The organism is Marivirga aurantiaca, from assembly GCF_016679925.1.
GTDB classification, from domain to species: domain Bacteria; phylum Bacteroidota; class Bacteroidia; order Cytophagales; family Cyclobacteriaceae; genus Marivirga; species Marivirga aurantiaca.
On sequence record NZ_JAEQBW010000001.1, the window covers coordinates 1,005,817 to 1,019,751 of the forward strand.

At 38.1% G+C, this 13,935-nt stretch carries 10 protein-coding genes; 7 read left to right on the forward strand and 3 right to left on the reverse strand.

Annotated features, from left to right (window positions below; genetic code table 11):
* Nucleotides 1-383: 383 nt before the first annotated feature.
* Entirely contained in the window at nt 384-878 is a 495-nt protein-coding gene (locus JKA74_RS04270; protein WP_201429909.1) for a hypothetical protein, read from the forward strand.
* Nucleotides 879-987: 109 nt separating this feature from the next.
* Nucleotides 988-2,424: a PP2C family protein-serine/threonine phosphatase gene (locus JKA74_RS04275; protein WP_201429910.1), complete on the forward strand. Its 1,437-nt coding sequence runs from the start codon at nt 988-990 to the stop codon at nt 2,422-2,424.
* 685 nt (nt 2,425-3,109) lie between these two features.
* Here the strand turns inward: JKA74_RS04275 and JKA74_RS04280 are convergent.
* Complete coding sequence (locus tag JKA74_RS04280) at nt 3,110-3,802, reverse strand: 16S rRNA (uracil(1498)-N(3))-methyltransferase (protein WP_201429911.1); 693 nt, start codon at nt 3,800-3,802, stop codon at nt 3,110-3,112.
* A 161-nt stretch (nt 3,803-3,963) separates the two neighbouring features.
* Here JKA74_RS04280 and JKA74_RS04285 point away from each other — a divergent pair, with 161 nt between their 5' ends.
* The 3 genes from JKA74_RS04285 (at nt 3,964) to JKA74_RS04295 (ending at nt 9,084) form a co-directional block, all read left to right on the forward strand.
* A complete protein-coding gene (locus JKA74_RS04285) occupies nt 3,964-5,250 on the forward strand; it encodes a NupC/NupG family nucleoside CNT transporter (protein ID WP_201429912.1) in 1,287 nt (428 codons plus the stop codon).
* A gap of 512 nt (nt 5,251-5,762) precedes the next feature.
* Nucleotides 5,763-8,156 carry a TonB-dependent receptor gene (locus JKA74_RS04290; RefSeq protein WP_201429913.1) on the forward strand — a complete coding sequence of 798 codons (2,394 nt, stop codon included), beginning with the start codon at nt 5,763-5,765 and terminating at the stop codon, nt 8,154-8,156.
* Nucleotides 8,146-9,084, forward strand: a complete 939-nt coding sequence (locus JKA74_RS04295) for a DUF4249 domain-containing protein (protein ID WP_201429914.1) — start codon at nt 8,146-8,148, stop codon at nt 9,082-9,084. The genes JKA74_RS04290 and JKA74_RS04295 overlap by 11 nt, the downstream gene beginning before the upstream one ends.
* Before the next feature lie 56 nt (nt 9,085-9,140).
* Here JKA74_RS04295 and JKA74_RS04300 read toward each other — a convergent pair whose 3' ends face one another.
* The gene (locus JKA74_RS04300; RefSeq protein ID WP_201429915.1) at nt 9,141-9,806 is read right to left on the reverse strand and encodes a peptidoglycan DD-metalloendopeptidase family protein; all 666 of its coding nucleotides are present in this window, start codon (nt 9,804-9,806) and stop codon (nt 9,141-9,143) included.
* A 119-nt stretch (nt 9,807-9,925) separates the two neighbouring features.
* A complete protein-coding gene (gene pckA / locus JKA74_RS04305; RefSeq protein ID WP_201429916.1) occupies nt 9,926-11,548 on the reverse strand; it encodes a phosphoenolpyruvate carboxykinase (ATP) in 1,623 nt (540 codons plus the stop codon).
* Between the two features lie 222 nt (nt 11,549-11,770).
* Between pckA and JKA74_RS04310 the strand changes: the two genes are divergently transcribed.
* Nucleotides 11,771-13,273 (forward strand): peptide MFS transporter, encoded by a 1,503-nt coding sequence (locus tag JKA74_RS04310; RefSeq protein ID WP_201429917.1) that lies wholly within the window; start codon nt 11,771-11,773, stop codon nt 13,271-13,273.
* Between the two features lie 102 nt (nt 13,274-13,375).
* Nucleotides 13,376-13,921: a SiaB family protein kinase gene (locus JKA74_RS04315; RefSeq protein WP_201429918.1), complete on the forward strand. Its 546-nt coding sequence runs from the start codon at nt 13,376-13,378 to the stop codon at nt 13,919-13,921.
* The last annotated feature ends 14 nt before the right edge of the window (nt 13,922-13,935 follow it).

Here is a 13,935-nt window from a genome sequence, read left to right on the forward strand (position 1 = left end):
TGTATTTATGACTTATACTTTACAAAACTATATTTTTTATTTATAACATAAAAACACAATTTCATCCAAGATTACATGGGTTTTATCGATAATAATCTTCCAATAATAACTTATGTATGCATTTAAGGGCCTTTTACTATTTGTGTACAAATGTAAATTTTTAATAATTGACCCAAACATTACAATAGCTGGGGAGTCATGTAAGATTAGCCTTTTTTTAATAGTATTTAATTTAAACGTAAATGTATACCATAAAAAAGGAAATTTTATCTATAATGAATTATATATTCTGGAGTAACCTTTAGAAACAGTGTTGCATTAACCCGCTGTATTTTGATGGAATTTCATTTATATTATAGGGATTAAAATGATATATTTGCGCCATGATCAAGAGATTGCTGCCTGTCATTGCCTTATTATTGTTTTCCTCATGCCTGCCTGATGAGCCTGATTTTGAAGGTTTCAGAAGGATAGAGTTACAGCGACTGTTGTCTAATCATGGGGAAAAAATCTGGAATCTTGAGGAAAGGGTGCTGTGGAATGAAGCGGTGAACCTTGTGGAATGTGATACACTGTCTCAATTGATTTTCAGGTTTACTACCAGCGCCAATGACAAGGATAGCTTGTTTTATGTAAAGCCTTTCAATACCTGTGCTTCCGATACTTTGAAAGGTTTTTGGTATGTTCCGCCTACTTTAACTGCTTTTGTACCAACTGATACAGTGGTGCTTGTGTGGGAATCAACAGATACTGCCTTTTTCTCAGTGAATGAAATTACTCCTGCCTTTTTTGAAATGCAAAGCCTTTTTCCTTCTGATAGCCTTTTAGAAAAATACGGTGCAGCTGTTCCGCTTGCTTCCGAACCTTCAGATCCCTGAGATTCATTGTATTTCGGAAGTATTTTGCCAAATTGGATTTTCTATTGTAGAATTCGGTTAAAGTTTCTGTACAGATTGTATTTTTCGAAGTTTATCTTCAAATTGTTGCATGATGAAAAAAGCCTATTACCTCTACAAAGTTGAAAAAGTACTTGAGTCCGGTAAATGGATTCTTGGAATTGGTATTTTAATACTGCTCTACTTTGTATTTGCTGATTTTAAGTTTCGTCATACCCCACATATTGCCCTCACCCGTTACACATCTATTGTTTTGGCCCTTGCATTTCTGCTATTGAGGAAAATAGCTCGCCCTTCTGCTAAAAAATGGGTGTTTCCTCTGTTTCATGCTTTCTTGTTTTCCCTGGTCTTTATGCAGTTGGCTGTTATTACGCTGGATTTTGAAACTGAATATTTTCACAGTGCCATATCCGGCAGTATAGTGGTAGTGTTCATTATTGCTCTTGTTATGAGGGCCAATACAATTTCTGCTTTCCTCATCCTCGTTGCACCCTTTATTGGTTTTGTAATTTTTACACTGATATTCTTAAATCCTGAAGGTAGTATTTTAATTGAATTGGCGAATCCCTTTGCCATGGTAATTGCTGCTTTTGTGATGAACCAGGTGAATGAAAGTTTACGTTACAAGGAGTTTTCCACTAATAAACTGCTGTTGCATGAGCAGGAGACCACTCGAAGGTTACTGGAGCAAGAAAAACAGCTCAACGATGAAATCATGTTGAGGAATGTGGAGGTGGAACAAAAGAAAAATGAGCTGGAGCTGGCCAATAAAGACATGCAGGAAAGCCTGGATTATGCGCAACAATTGCAACATACCATGTTGCCTGCCAACGAAGTGATTGGAAGTGTGTTTCCTGAACATTTTTTGTTTTTCAAACCAAGGGACAAGGTTAGTGGTGATTTTTATTGGGCAAAGGAATCAAAAGGCAGATTATACTTTGCAGTGGCCGATGCTACGGGACATGGTGTTCCTGCTGCTTTTTTAAGTATATTAGGCATTACTTTTTTAGATAGCATATTAAAAGATTCACCGGAAGCCAGCCCTTCGGAAGTATTACAGCTTTTACGTAAAAAAGTAATCGATAATTTTGGGATAGATGATGACAGCATAAAAGATGGGATTGATATGGCCCTCTGCCGTTGGGATCCTTTGGAAAAAACACTGGAGTATTCCGGTGCAATGCGTCCACTTCATCTTATTGTTAACCAGGATATCATTACTTATAAAGCCACCAGATGCCCCATTGGCTATTATCCAAAAATCATGGACTTTGAAAACCATGTGATCAAAATTGAGCAGGCCACTAATGTATTTCTATGCACTGATGGCTTTGCCGATCAGTTTAATGGTGAAAACGATAAAAAGTACAACCAAAGAAGGTTCAAAGAATTCATACTTACTATATCTGAGGAAACTACTGAAAATCAGGACCTTATTGTTCATAATGAATTTTCTAATTGGAAAGGTAGCGCAGATCAAATTGACGATGTGCTTATAATGGGGGTTAAAATAAATGTCAGTGCTTGATGGCACCCCGGTCAGCACGGTTCCAAACCGTCAGACCGATTGGTTATTTAGCCCAGGCAAAGCCCGGTACTGACCTGTGGTCTGACCTAAGCAGGAGTAGCTGGTTCATATATTATATTTCAATTAATAGCTCCCCGGTCAGTACGGCTTCAAGCCGTCAGACCGCTGGGATTCTAATTTATCAACTCCTCCAATGGACCTTTTCCAGTTCGTTTGTGAGGTGCTTTATTTCAGTTGACAGTTGGCAAGGGGGTAACTCTAATGCACGAAATCCTGGCTTCGGGATAGCCTGCCCCGCACCTAAAGCGGGGACTAGCAAACCCCGGTCTGACGGTTCCAAACCGTCAGACCGATTGGTTATCTGCCCCAAGCCAAGACCGGTACTGACCTGTGGTCTGACCTAAGAAGGAGTAGCTGGTTTGTGGTTCGTATATTATATTGCAATCAATATTTAAACCTAATCTATCAAATTCCCCTTGACCCAACTCCCTCAGAGGGTTGGGGTGAGGCTTTAAACCGCAATAACATGCTCGCAATAACCAGTAAGAGCAAAGTTGAGATGTTTGGCCATGTCGGTACCTCAAAGAGGTCAGACATATTTAAAACTGATTGGCTTCTTGGTTATAGGCAATGAAAAATTTTAACCAGATATCTGATGTTTTCAACGTACCGACTCTTTGGGGAATTACTGATATAAATTCATCAAATGCACAGCGGCAATTCCTGCGGTCTCGGTACGTAACCTGCTTTCGCCCAGGCTCACTATTTCAAATCCTGATGCTTTGGCCTTTTCAACTTCCCTTTCGCTGAAATCCCCCTCGGGGCCAATCAGTATTAAAGTATTTTGTTGCAGAGATAACTTGTCTTTCAAATGAACAGGATTTTCAAAATCTACATAAGCAAGGCATTTTAAAGCTGCTTCCTGCTGAGTAACAAACTCATTGAATGACAACAAACTATTTAAATGGGGGAGGCTGGCCTTCATGGATTGTTTCATCGCGCTAATGGCTTTTTTCTCCAGTCTTTCAAGTTTGAGTACTTTTCTTTCAGAATGGTCACAATTCAGAAAACTAATGGCATCCACACCGAACTCTACCGCCTTTTCCACAAACCATTCCATCCGGTCCAGGTTTTTGGTAGGCGAAATGGCAATGTGCCTGTGAAATGGCATTTTCTTTTCCTTTCTTATTTCAAGAATCTCAAACTGGCATTTCTTATGGTGTGCCTCAGTAATTCTTGATTTGTAGAAATTACCTTTCCCATCAATTAATTCAATGATGTCGCCTTGTTGTTGGCGCAATACTTTAATGCAATGTTTGGATTCTTCCAAATCCAAATATTGCACTTCCGGAAGAAGCGGTTGATAAAATAAGATCATCCTCAAAATTAAATAAAAAATCAGTATCCCTTTACTTTGCAGAGAAATATCCCTTTTAAGCTTATAGCAGAGGCTCACTGCCCAATACTCAGCACTTTATCCCAAATACATTTTTTAATTAGCCTTATTCCTCTATTTTTGTGCCTTTGTGAAAAAACTATATGGACTATATAAGGGGGCTTTTTGGATTGCTGGTCTTGGTAGGTTTTGCCTACCTCTTCTCGGTAAATAGAAGGAATATTGATTGGCGATTGGTTGCTACAGGCTTGCTGCTTCAAATTATTTTCGGATTACTCATCACTAAAGTGGATTTTGTTGAATTGCTTTTCAAGAAAGTTTCCGATGCTTTTGTGATTTTCCTTAGTTTCTCCGGAGACGGTGCACGTTTCTTGTTTGGTGATTTGGCCGGTGATACTTTTGGTTTCATTTTCGCTTTCCAGGTTTTGCCCACAGTTATTTTCTTTTCCACTGTTACGGCTGGACTCTATTATTTGGGGATTCTGCAAAAAATGGTGTTTGGTATTGCCTGGGTGATGTCCCGCACTATGCGATTGTCCGGTGCGGAAAGTCTGTCAGCTGCAGGTAATATATTTCTTGGCCAAACAGAAGCCCCTCTGCTGGTACGTCCTTTTGTACCCAATATGACCCGCTCAGAATTAATGTGCCTGATGACAGGCGGAATGGCCACGATAGCAGGTGGAGTATTGGCGGGTTATGTAGCTTTTTTGGGTGGTGACGATCCGGTGCAACAATCACGTTTTGCCTCCTATTTATTAAGTGCTTCCATCATGAACGCTCCGGCTGCCATTGTAATTGCCAAAATTTTAATTCCTGAAAGCAATCCTGATGCTATAGACGACAAGCTTGAGGTCAGCAAGGAGAAGCTGGGAGTTAACCTGATTGATGCTCTTTCAACAGGTGCTGCAGATGGCTTAAAGCTTGCCTTAAATATTGGAGGGATGTTACTCGCTTTTATAGCTGTAATAGCAGCCATCAATTATTTTTTAGGTAATGTAGTCGGTGAACTCACCGGTTTAAATGAGTTTGTGAGCCAATCTACTAATGGGACTTTCAGTAACCTTAGTTTGGAATATATTTTGGGACAGATATTCAGGGTCTTTGCTTTTGCCATGGGGGTGGAATGGAATGATACCCTCGCTGTAGGAAGTTTGCTAGGACAAAAAACGGTTATTAATGAATTTGTAGCTTATATGAGCCTGGCTGATTTAAAAGAAGCAGGGGCATTATCTGAAAAATCTATCATTATTGGAACCTATGCTCTTTGCGGTTTTTCCAACTTTAGCTCCATTGCTATTCAAGTGGGAGGTATAGGAGGGATGGCTCCTAACCAACAAGGGAATTTATCCAAACTAGGTATGAGAGCCTTATTGGCGGCTACATTGGCTTGTATGATGACGGCTACCATTGCCGGAGCATTGATGATTTAATGGGTACTAAATGATGGTGGAGTGATTTTGTAAAAGCCTTTGTAATTCAATAAAGGGCAAGCAGAGGGTGCCACCTATCCTAGGTCAGTATGGCTGAAATTTATTCTTCCTTACATATATTCTCAGCCGTGGTACGTGTCTCACGAAACACTTAAATTTCCACTTAGAATCGCAAAATTTTTCGTGCCTGCGTTTCCACGAATGCTTTGGAATAAACAGGTATAATATCAAACTGTATCTCGCTCGTTTGTGGGGACACAAAACGAGGACAAGCAGAGAGAGAATCGGCTATCCTTGGGCAGGACTATTATCAGGCTAGCTCCAGAGGAACGGCATACTATTACACTATTGAAAAGGAAAACCAATTTTCCTCCTAATTTTATTCCAAAAACTATGATAATCAATTAATCACAAAAAAACTCTCTTAATTTATAATTAATGGATTGTATTTGCGTTCGTCATTATATTTATTTGCATCGTTAAAATAACTTCAACACTTTAAACCTTCCTTCATGAACAAAATTTTATGGATTAAGCTAGCCATTTTGTGCCTTGTAATTTCAAATAGCGAGGCGCAACATCGTATTAGTGGCTATATAAAAGATGTGAAAACCGGAGAAAGCCTTATTGGAGCCAATATCTGGCAACCCGCTACTTCTAAAGGAACCGCTGCCAATACTTATGGATTTTACAGCTTGAACATTCCTGGTGATACCGCTACTATTAAGGTCTCATATGTGGGTTATCAATCCCAGGAACTCTTTATAAAACTTAACAAAGATACAACTCTCCATTTTCAGCTTTCTTTATCAGATGTTCTTTCAGAGGAAGTGGTGGTAAAGGGGAACAGGCCAAATCTGGAACTGACTAAAATGAGCAGTATGAAAATTCCTGCCCAACAAATCAAAAATATCCCGGCCTTATTGGGTGAAGTAGATGTTTTGAAAGCTATACAACTGATGCCGGGCGTTCAGGGTGGAACGGAAGGAAGCAGTGGTATTTATGTTCGAGGGGGCGGGCCAGATCAGAACCTGATACTCCTGGATGGTGTACCAGTCTATAATGCTTCCCATTTATTCGGTTTCTTCTCCGTTTTTAATGCGGATGCCATCAATAATGTGGAAGTAGTAAAAGGAGGTTTTCCGGCTCGTTATGGTGGCAGGCTATCCTCTGTCATTGACATTAACATGAAGGAGGGGAATATGCAAAACTGGCAAGCTGAAGGTGGTATTGGGATTATTTCTTCCCGCCTTTCAGTAGAAGGCCCCATACGAAAAAACAAAGGCTCTATTATAGTTTCCGGCAGGAGAACCTATATAGATATACTGGCTCGGCCATTAATTAAAGCCAATACCGATGGGGATGCGAACCTGGGTTATTATTTCTATGATTTGAATGCCAAAGCAAATTATATTTTTGGTGATAAGGACAGGGTATATATAAGTGCTTATACAGGTACGGATAAATTTTATGCAAAAGATGATTACAGTTATTCGTATGACAATAATACAGATGAATATAAGGATGAGGCCGGCATTCAGTGGGGCAATATTACTACTGCTCTAAGATGGAATCATTTGTTTTCAAACCGTTTGTTCCTTAATACTACCGCTACTTATAGTAAATATAATTTTCGTTTGTTTCAGGATTCATATAGCAAGTACACTTCAGGTGATGGTACTATAAGCGAAAATAGCTACTATGCTGCCTATAATTCCGGTATTCAGGATTATGGCACCCGCTTTGATTTTGATTATTACCTCAGTAATCAGCATGCTATAAAATTTGGAGTGAATTATATTTATCATATATTCCAGCCGGAAGCTTTCAATGTGGAAGGTGACTTTGGAGATGAGTTTGAGATGCCGAATTCCGATCTTATTTATGGCAATGAATATGCTGCTTATGTGGAAGATGAATTTGAACCCATTTCAAAATTAAAGATCAATGCTGGTTTACATGCCTCGGCTTTTTATGTCAATCAGAAATGGTATCCTTCATTACAACCAAGAATTAGTACCCGTTATCTAATTAATGAAAACCTTTCAGTAAAAGCCTCATATGCTGAAATGGCTCAGTTCCTGCATTTATTAACCAATTCCGGAATAGGCTTACCTACTGACCTTTGGGTGCCAGCAACTGACAATATTAAACCTCAATTATCCCAGCAGACTGCTGTGGGAATATCCTCCCTGCTAGGAAAAGGCAAGTATGAAGCCTCTATTGAGGGGTATTATAAAAACATGGAAAACCTCATCGAATATAAAGAGGGGTCTAATTTTCTGGATTTGTCAGAAAGTTGGGAAAGCAAAGTGACCACAGGAAATGGTTGGAGTTATGGTTCTGAATTTCTTCTAAGAAAAAATGAAGGCAAATTTAATGGCTGGATAGGCTATACGCTATCATGGAATTACAGACAGTTTGATGAATTAAATTTTGGTAAAGCTTTTCCGTATAAATACGACAGAAGACATGATATCAGTATAGTGGCCAATTATAAATTCTCAGAGCGTTTCGAAATGAGTGGTACATGGGTTTATGGAACCGGTAATGCAATTACAGTTCCTATTGCACGTTTCCCAGTGCTGGATACGAATGATAATAATCAATATGAGGACGACTACTATTATTATAGTGAGGATGAGGTTTATCAATATAGCGATCGAAATGCTTACAGAATGCCATCCTACCATCGTGCAGACTTGGGACTTACCTGGCATAAACCCAAAAAATGGGGAGAAGCCAGCTGGAGTATAAGCGTCTATAATCTTTACAATAGACAAAACCCCTTTTATATTGATACTTATACTAATGAAAATGGTGAAAAAAATTTCACGCAGATTAGCCTTTTCCAGATTATTCCTTCTATTAGTTATAGCTTTAAAATCTACCCCAATGAAAAATAAGATAGTATTTATTTTAGGAATTATGACTTTCACCTTGCTCTGGGCTTGTGAGAAGGATATTGAAATTGAAATAAAGGAGACAGAGGAGAAAATGGTTTTGAATAGTTGGTTGGAAGCAGGAGAAGCACCAGCCGTAAGCTTATCCAATTCTATTTTTATTTTTAGCAATAAACAAAGTGCTGAAATAGAAAATGCAATTGTTAAAATGTTTGAGAATGGAAAGGAAATTGGCACATTGACTTATCAGACTGATGCTGAACTCTATACAAATGAAAGCATAATTATTAAGGACTTTCATGAATATGAAATTGTTGCTGAGCACCCTGAACACGGGGAAGTATCAGCGGTAGATAGGGTTCCTGAAAAATATGGAAATACAGACATTAAAATGAACTATAAAAACAATGTAGAAGAAAATGGCGTGTGGCCAATGTATTCCGGGGAAATCACTTTTGAGATTAAGGATAAGCCCAATCAGAAAAACTATTACTTATTTAAACATATAACTATCACTGAAGAGTATAATGCTGATGTTTCCGAGGATACTGTTGTTAGGAAAAGTAATGCTAATTATGGGTTGGAGATCAATGGTAGTCAGGGCAAGGAGGTTTACATGTCAGGAAATAGCTTTATTATATTAAATGATGATATTTTTGATGGGAAATCTACACAATTTCGAATCAATAGTTATAATGATTTAAGAATGAGTGAAAGTTCGGGGCCTGATTATTACTATAAAGAATACCATCAAATCGAAATGCATCAGATCAGCGAATCTCTTTATAGGTATTTTATTTCCCTGGATGCCAATCAATATCCTGATGTATTTACCGAGCCTAGTCAGGTATACTCCAATATTGTCAACGGATATGGAATTCTGGGATTATCAACCAAGCAGGTATTCACTATTGATGAGAAAAGAGAATAGTAAGATATCTATGAAAATAAAGCCTTTTCCGTGATTATAGATTTGAAAAGGCTTTTTTATATAAAAATGGATGGATTCAGGCAGATTTTACTATATGTGTGTAGTTCTGAAGCACTACACACTCCAGGGAAATCCCCTTTTTTGCCCATTAGATCCGTCATGACCTGGAAATGTAAATGTGGAGGCCAATCACCATTTTCAGGAAAAGGACCTAACTCACAAAATTTTTCTCCTTTTTTTATTTCCTGTCCTTCTTTCAGATTCTCCAGGCTTTTGACACTTAAATGACCGTAAAGTGTGTAAAGCCTGCTTTTGGCTAATTGATGCATCAGGATGATGGTAGGCCCATAATCACCGAAGTTATTATTGTGGGCAAAGCTATGGACAACCCCATCCAATGGGGCATACACGGGATGAAAAGCCTCTGTCCACACGTCCACTCCTAAATGAAAGCATCTGGGTTCAGCTTGCTGGAAATGCGCACTGCGTTTATAGATTACCCTATTTTCCAGATAACCACCATAACCATATTTTTTCCCTGCCTGGCTGAGTTCATTAAACACGTAATTATTGAAAATTTCAGTATGGGACAGATCAACTTGATTCAATTTCAGGTTATTCTCTGTGAAATCCATTGATTTGCTATTGGAAGCATCAAGCTTTTCACCCATTATGGGAAAAACACTTATATTTTCAAGTTCTTTTTCTAAATCTAAACTCATCTTGATTAACTTCATTTAATTATGGTGACAAACAAAAACGACTGCCGAAAACAGAAAAAGTTTTACAACAGTCGTTTAAATTTATCAATAAAGTGGTTAGTATTACTACTTTATTCTATTTACACTTTTGCTAAATTGGGTCTTGGTGCACCTGCCATAATTTCATCATTGGCATACTCTTCAAACTTCTTGAAATTCTCGTTGAACTCAGCTGCCAGTTTATTGGCCATTTCATAGTAGCCTTTATCATTTTTCCAGGTCTCCCTAGGGCTTAATACTTCTGACGGAATATTAGGACAGGTAGCAGGGATGGCACATCCAAATATGGAGTGGTTTCTGTAGCCTACATCATTCAAGCTGCCATTAAGTGCAGCAGAAATCATCTCTCTTGTATACTTCAATTTCATTCTTGAACCAACACCATAAGGTCCGCCAGACCAGCCCGTATTGACCAACCAAACATTCACTTTGTTCTCATCCATTTTTTTACCTAACATTTCTGCATAGGTAGTTGGGTGTAGTGGAAGGAATGGTGCTCCAAAACAAGCAGAGAATACTGTTTGAGGCTCTGTAATACCGGCTTCTGTTCCGGCTACTTTTGCAGTGTACCCTGAAATGAAATGGTACATTGCCTGTCCTTTACTTAATTTGGAGATTGGAGGTAATACCCCATAAGCATCACAAGTAAGAAAGAAAATATTTTTAGGTACGCCACCAATAGATGGTGAAACCGCGTTGTCAATATGGTGGATAGGATAGGCCGTTCTGGTATTTTCAGTAACACTTACGTTGGAATAATCTACAGTACGGGTGCCCGGAAGAAAGCGGGTATTTTCAACAATGGCGCCAAACCTGATGGCATCATATATCTGTGGTTCTTTTTCCTTTGTTAAATCAATTGTTTTAGCATAACAACCTCCTTCGAAGTTAAATACACCCTGATCTGTCCAGCCGTGTTCATCATCTCCAATTAATCCTCTGTTTTCGTCAGCTGAAAGCGTGGTTTTCCCCGTGCCTGATAAGCCAAAAAAGATAGCCGTATCGCCATCACCTTTTTCACTCATGTTGGCAGAGCAGTGCATTGAAAGTACGTTGTGCTCTGATGGCAAAGTAAAGTTTAATACAGAGAATATTCCTTTTTTCATTTCACCAGCATAGCCGGTGCCACCAATTAAGATAATGTTTTTGCTGAAATTTATGATGGCAAAGTTTTTCTGACGGGTTCCATCTGCTTCCGGGTCTGCTTCAAATTCCGGGGCGTTGATAATTGTAAAGGAAGGCTCGAAATTCTCTAGTTTATATTGCTCGGGCCTTAAGAACATATTATAACAAAACAGGTTATGCCATGCCTGTGTATTCACAACCCTTAACTTTAATCTATAGGTTTTATCGGCCCCGGCATAGGCATCTCTTACATACACCTTTTTATCAGCAAGGAAATCCAACATTTTCTGGTGCAGCGCATCAAATTTATCCGAATCAAAAGGAATATTGATATTGCCCCACCAAACTTTGTCGGCAGTTTTATCATCTTTAACTATGAATTTATCTTTAGGCGATCTTCCTGTGAATTTTCCGGTATCGCACATTAATGCACCTGTGTCAGTAAGAAACCCTTCTTTATTCTTTAAGGCATGTTCTACTAATTCAGCAGGAGTCAGGTTCCAATAAGCTTCACTTACATTTTGCAAGCCAAGACTGTCAAGTCCGGCTTTAGAGGATTTAAGTCCATATTCCTTCATTATTTTTGATTTTTACGAGATTGATACAATGGTTTAAAGGCAAAGTTAAATAAATTAAATAGCTTATAAAGTAATTTTTACAGTAATTGTTAGACTTTAGAAAGTGTATAATTTACACTATCTGTTGAATTTAACGGTATTTTGCGTTGCAATTTGGTTTAATGACCTTCCCGTATTAGTTTTAGCAACTTGAATTTTTAATATTACTAACTATTAGATTATATGAGTTCTGAAAAAACCTTTTTTGGCCATCCGCGTGGATTAGCCACCTTGTTTTTTACTGAGATGTGGGAACGTTTCAGTTACTATGGTATGCGTGCCTTACTGGTGTTATTTATGGTTGCAGCTATAGAAGATGGTGGTATGGGCATAGACGATAAATCTGCCACAGCTATATACGGACTGTACACAATGTTTGTTTATTTACTTGCTTTGCCAGGTGGTTGGTTGGCCGATCGATTTTTTGGTTTGCAAAAGGCAGTATGGTATGGAGGTATAATAATAGCAGCTGGCCATTTTTGTATGGCCATACCTTCCGATGAATTCTTTTTTATTGGTTTGGTACTTATTGTACTGGGTACCGGCTTACTTAAACCAAATATTAGTAGTATAGTAGGAGGGCTTTATTCTGATAATGAACCAGCGAAAAGAGATGCTGGTTTTTCAATATTTTATATGGGGATTAATTTAGGAGCGTTTATTGCCCCTTTAATTACTGGATATCTGGGTGAAAGTGTAGATTGGCACCTTGGTTTCGCAGCTGCTGGTTTTGGTATGTTACTGGGTGTTATTCAGTATAAAATAACAAGCAAAAATTTAGATGGTGTTGGTTTGCATCCTGAAGGGTATGATCCTGCTAATAGCCAGCAAATCAAATTAAGAAAGAAAATTAAAATAGGCATTTGGGTGTTTCTATTAGCACTTGTTGCCCTTATACTTTTAACCACTTTAGGTTATGTGGGCATTGATGCAGTTAAAATTGCCAGTGTGGCTAAATATGTGGTTGCTGGTGCGTTAGTACTATTCTTCTTAGTAACTTTCCTTTTTGGAGGTCTTAACAAGGACGAAACAAAAAAAGTAGGAGCCATTGCACTTTTACTAATCTTTTCGGCAGTTTTCTGGTCTGGTTTTGAACAGGCTGGTTCTTCGCTCAATCTTTTTGCAGAACGATATACAGATAGGGAAATTGGCAATTGGCTAATGCCAGCCAGTTGGCTTCAAAGTGCCAATCCGTTATTTATAATCGTGTTATCTCCTGTGTTTGGATGGCTTTGGGTCCAATTGGCCAAACGAAATTTAAATCCCAATATTCCTATCAAATTTGCTTTTGGACTTATCTTGTTAGGATTGGGTTTTGCAGTAATGGTGGCTGCTTCTCTGATAGTTGTTTCAGGAGATTCTGCATTACCAACATGGTTATTGTTGACTTACTTTTTACACACTTCAGGAGAACTTTTCATAAGCCCTGTGGGTTTAAGTGCCGTTACAAAACTGGCACCAAAGAGATTGGTGGGGCAAATGATGGGGGCATGGTTCATGTCAGTGGCATTTGGTAACCTGATTGCAGGAATAGTGGCCGGTGAATTTGATCAGGACGCCATAGCAAATGATCCTTCTCTTTTACCTGATATTTTTATTTATATCACTCAATTTACAATAGGGGCAGGTATTGCGGTACTAATATTAAGCCCTGTTATTAAACGATTAACAGGAAACGTGAAATAATTAAATAAAATTACTAAGTTGTCATTAAATTGTTCAATTTATTAAAATAAATTGTAATTTGTGCGCTATGCGCTTTGCTTCATGTAATTTTGATACTAAAGAATGATAAATACTAAGGAACAGTATAAACAACAAAAAAAGAGCGAGAATTTGCTGTTGGGTTACAAAGGAGAAATTACCGATAACCTTACTTCAAGTTTATTATCTTTAGCTGAAAGCAAATTGGCTATGGTTGAATACAATTCCAGGTTGAAGAAAAAAGTATTTCATATTTTAGTAGAAGTTTTACAAAATATCTATCATAATTATAATGATATGCTTAAGGCGCCAGACAATTATCAGGAAGTATTCCTTATGATTGTCAGGGAAGACAAATCTTACAATATAGTTGCGGGAAATTATATGCAACAAGCACATATCCAAAAATTGAAGCAAAGAATTGATCAAGTGAATGCAATGGATCCTGAGTCGCTTAGGGCAAAGTACAGGATTAAACTGGATGAAGGAGAATTTACTGAAATTGGAAGGGCCGGTTTGGGAATTATGGACATGGTCCGTAAATCAGGACAGCCCCTGGAATATGATTTTTTATCAGTAGACAAAGAGTATTCATTCTTTAGTTTAAAGATTAATATACAGTATAAATGAATTAATAATAAAAT

Excerpts from the sequence above, each read along its gene's own strand:
- JKA74_RS04310 (WP_201429917.1), top strand. The coding sequence starts at position 11,771 with ATGAGTTCTGAAAAAACCTTTTTTGGCCATCCGCGTGGATTAGCCACC.
- JKA74_RS04290 (WP_201429913.1), top strand. The coding sequence starts at position 5,763 with ATGAACAAAATTTTATGGATTAAGCTAGCCATTTTGTGCCTTGTAATT.
- JKA74_RS04280 (WP_201429911.1), bottom strand. The coding sequence starts at position 3,802 with ATGATCTTATTTTATCAACCGCTTCTTCCGGAAGTGCAATATTTGGAT.
- JKA74_RS04270 (WP_201429909.1), top strand. The coding sequence starts at position 384 with ATGATCAAGAGATTGCTGCCTGTCATTGCCTTATTATTGTTTTCCTCA.
- pckA (WP_201429916.1), bottom strand. The coding sequence starts at position 11,548 with ATGAAGGAATATGGACTTAAATCCTCTAAAGCCGGACTTGACAGTCTT.
- JKA74_RS04295 (WP_201429914.1), top strand. The coding sequence starts at position 8,146 with ATGAAAAATAAGATAGTATTTATTTTAGGAATTATGACTTTCACCTTG.
- JKA74_RS04275 (WP_201429910.1), top strand. The coding sequence starts at position 988 with ATGATGAAAAAAGCCTATTACCTCTACAAAGTTGAAAAAGTACTTGAG.
- JKA74_RS04285 (WP_201429912.1), top strand. The coding sequence starts at position 3,964 with ATGGACTATATAAGGGGGCTTTTTGGATTGCTGGTCTTGGTAGGTTTT.
- JKA74_RS04300 (WP_201429915.1), bottom strand. The coding sequence starts at position 9,806 with ATGAGTTTAGATTTAGAAAAAGAACTTGAAAATATAAGTGTTTTTCCC.
- JKA74_RS04315 (WP_201429918.1), top strand. The coding sequence starts at position 13,376 with ATGATAAATACTAAGGAACAGTATAAACAACAAAAAAAGAGCGAGAAT.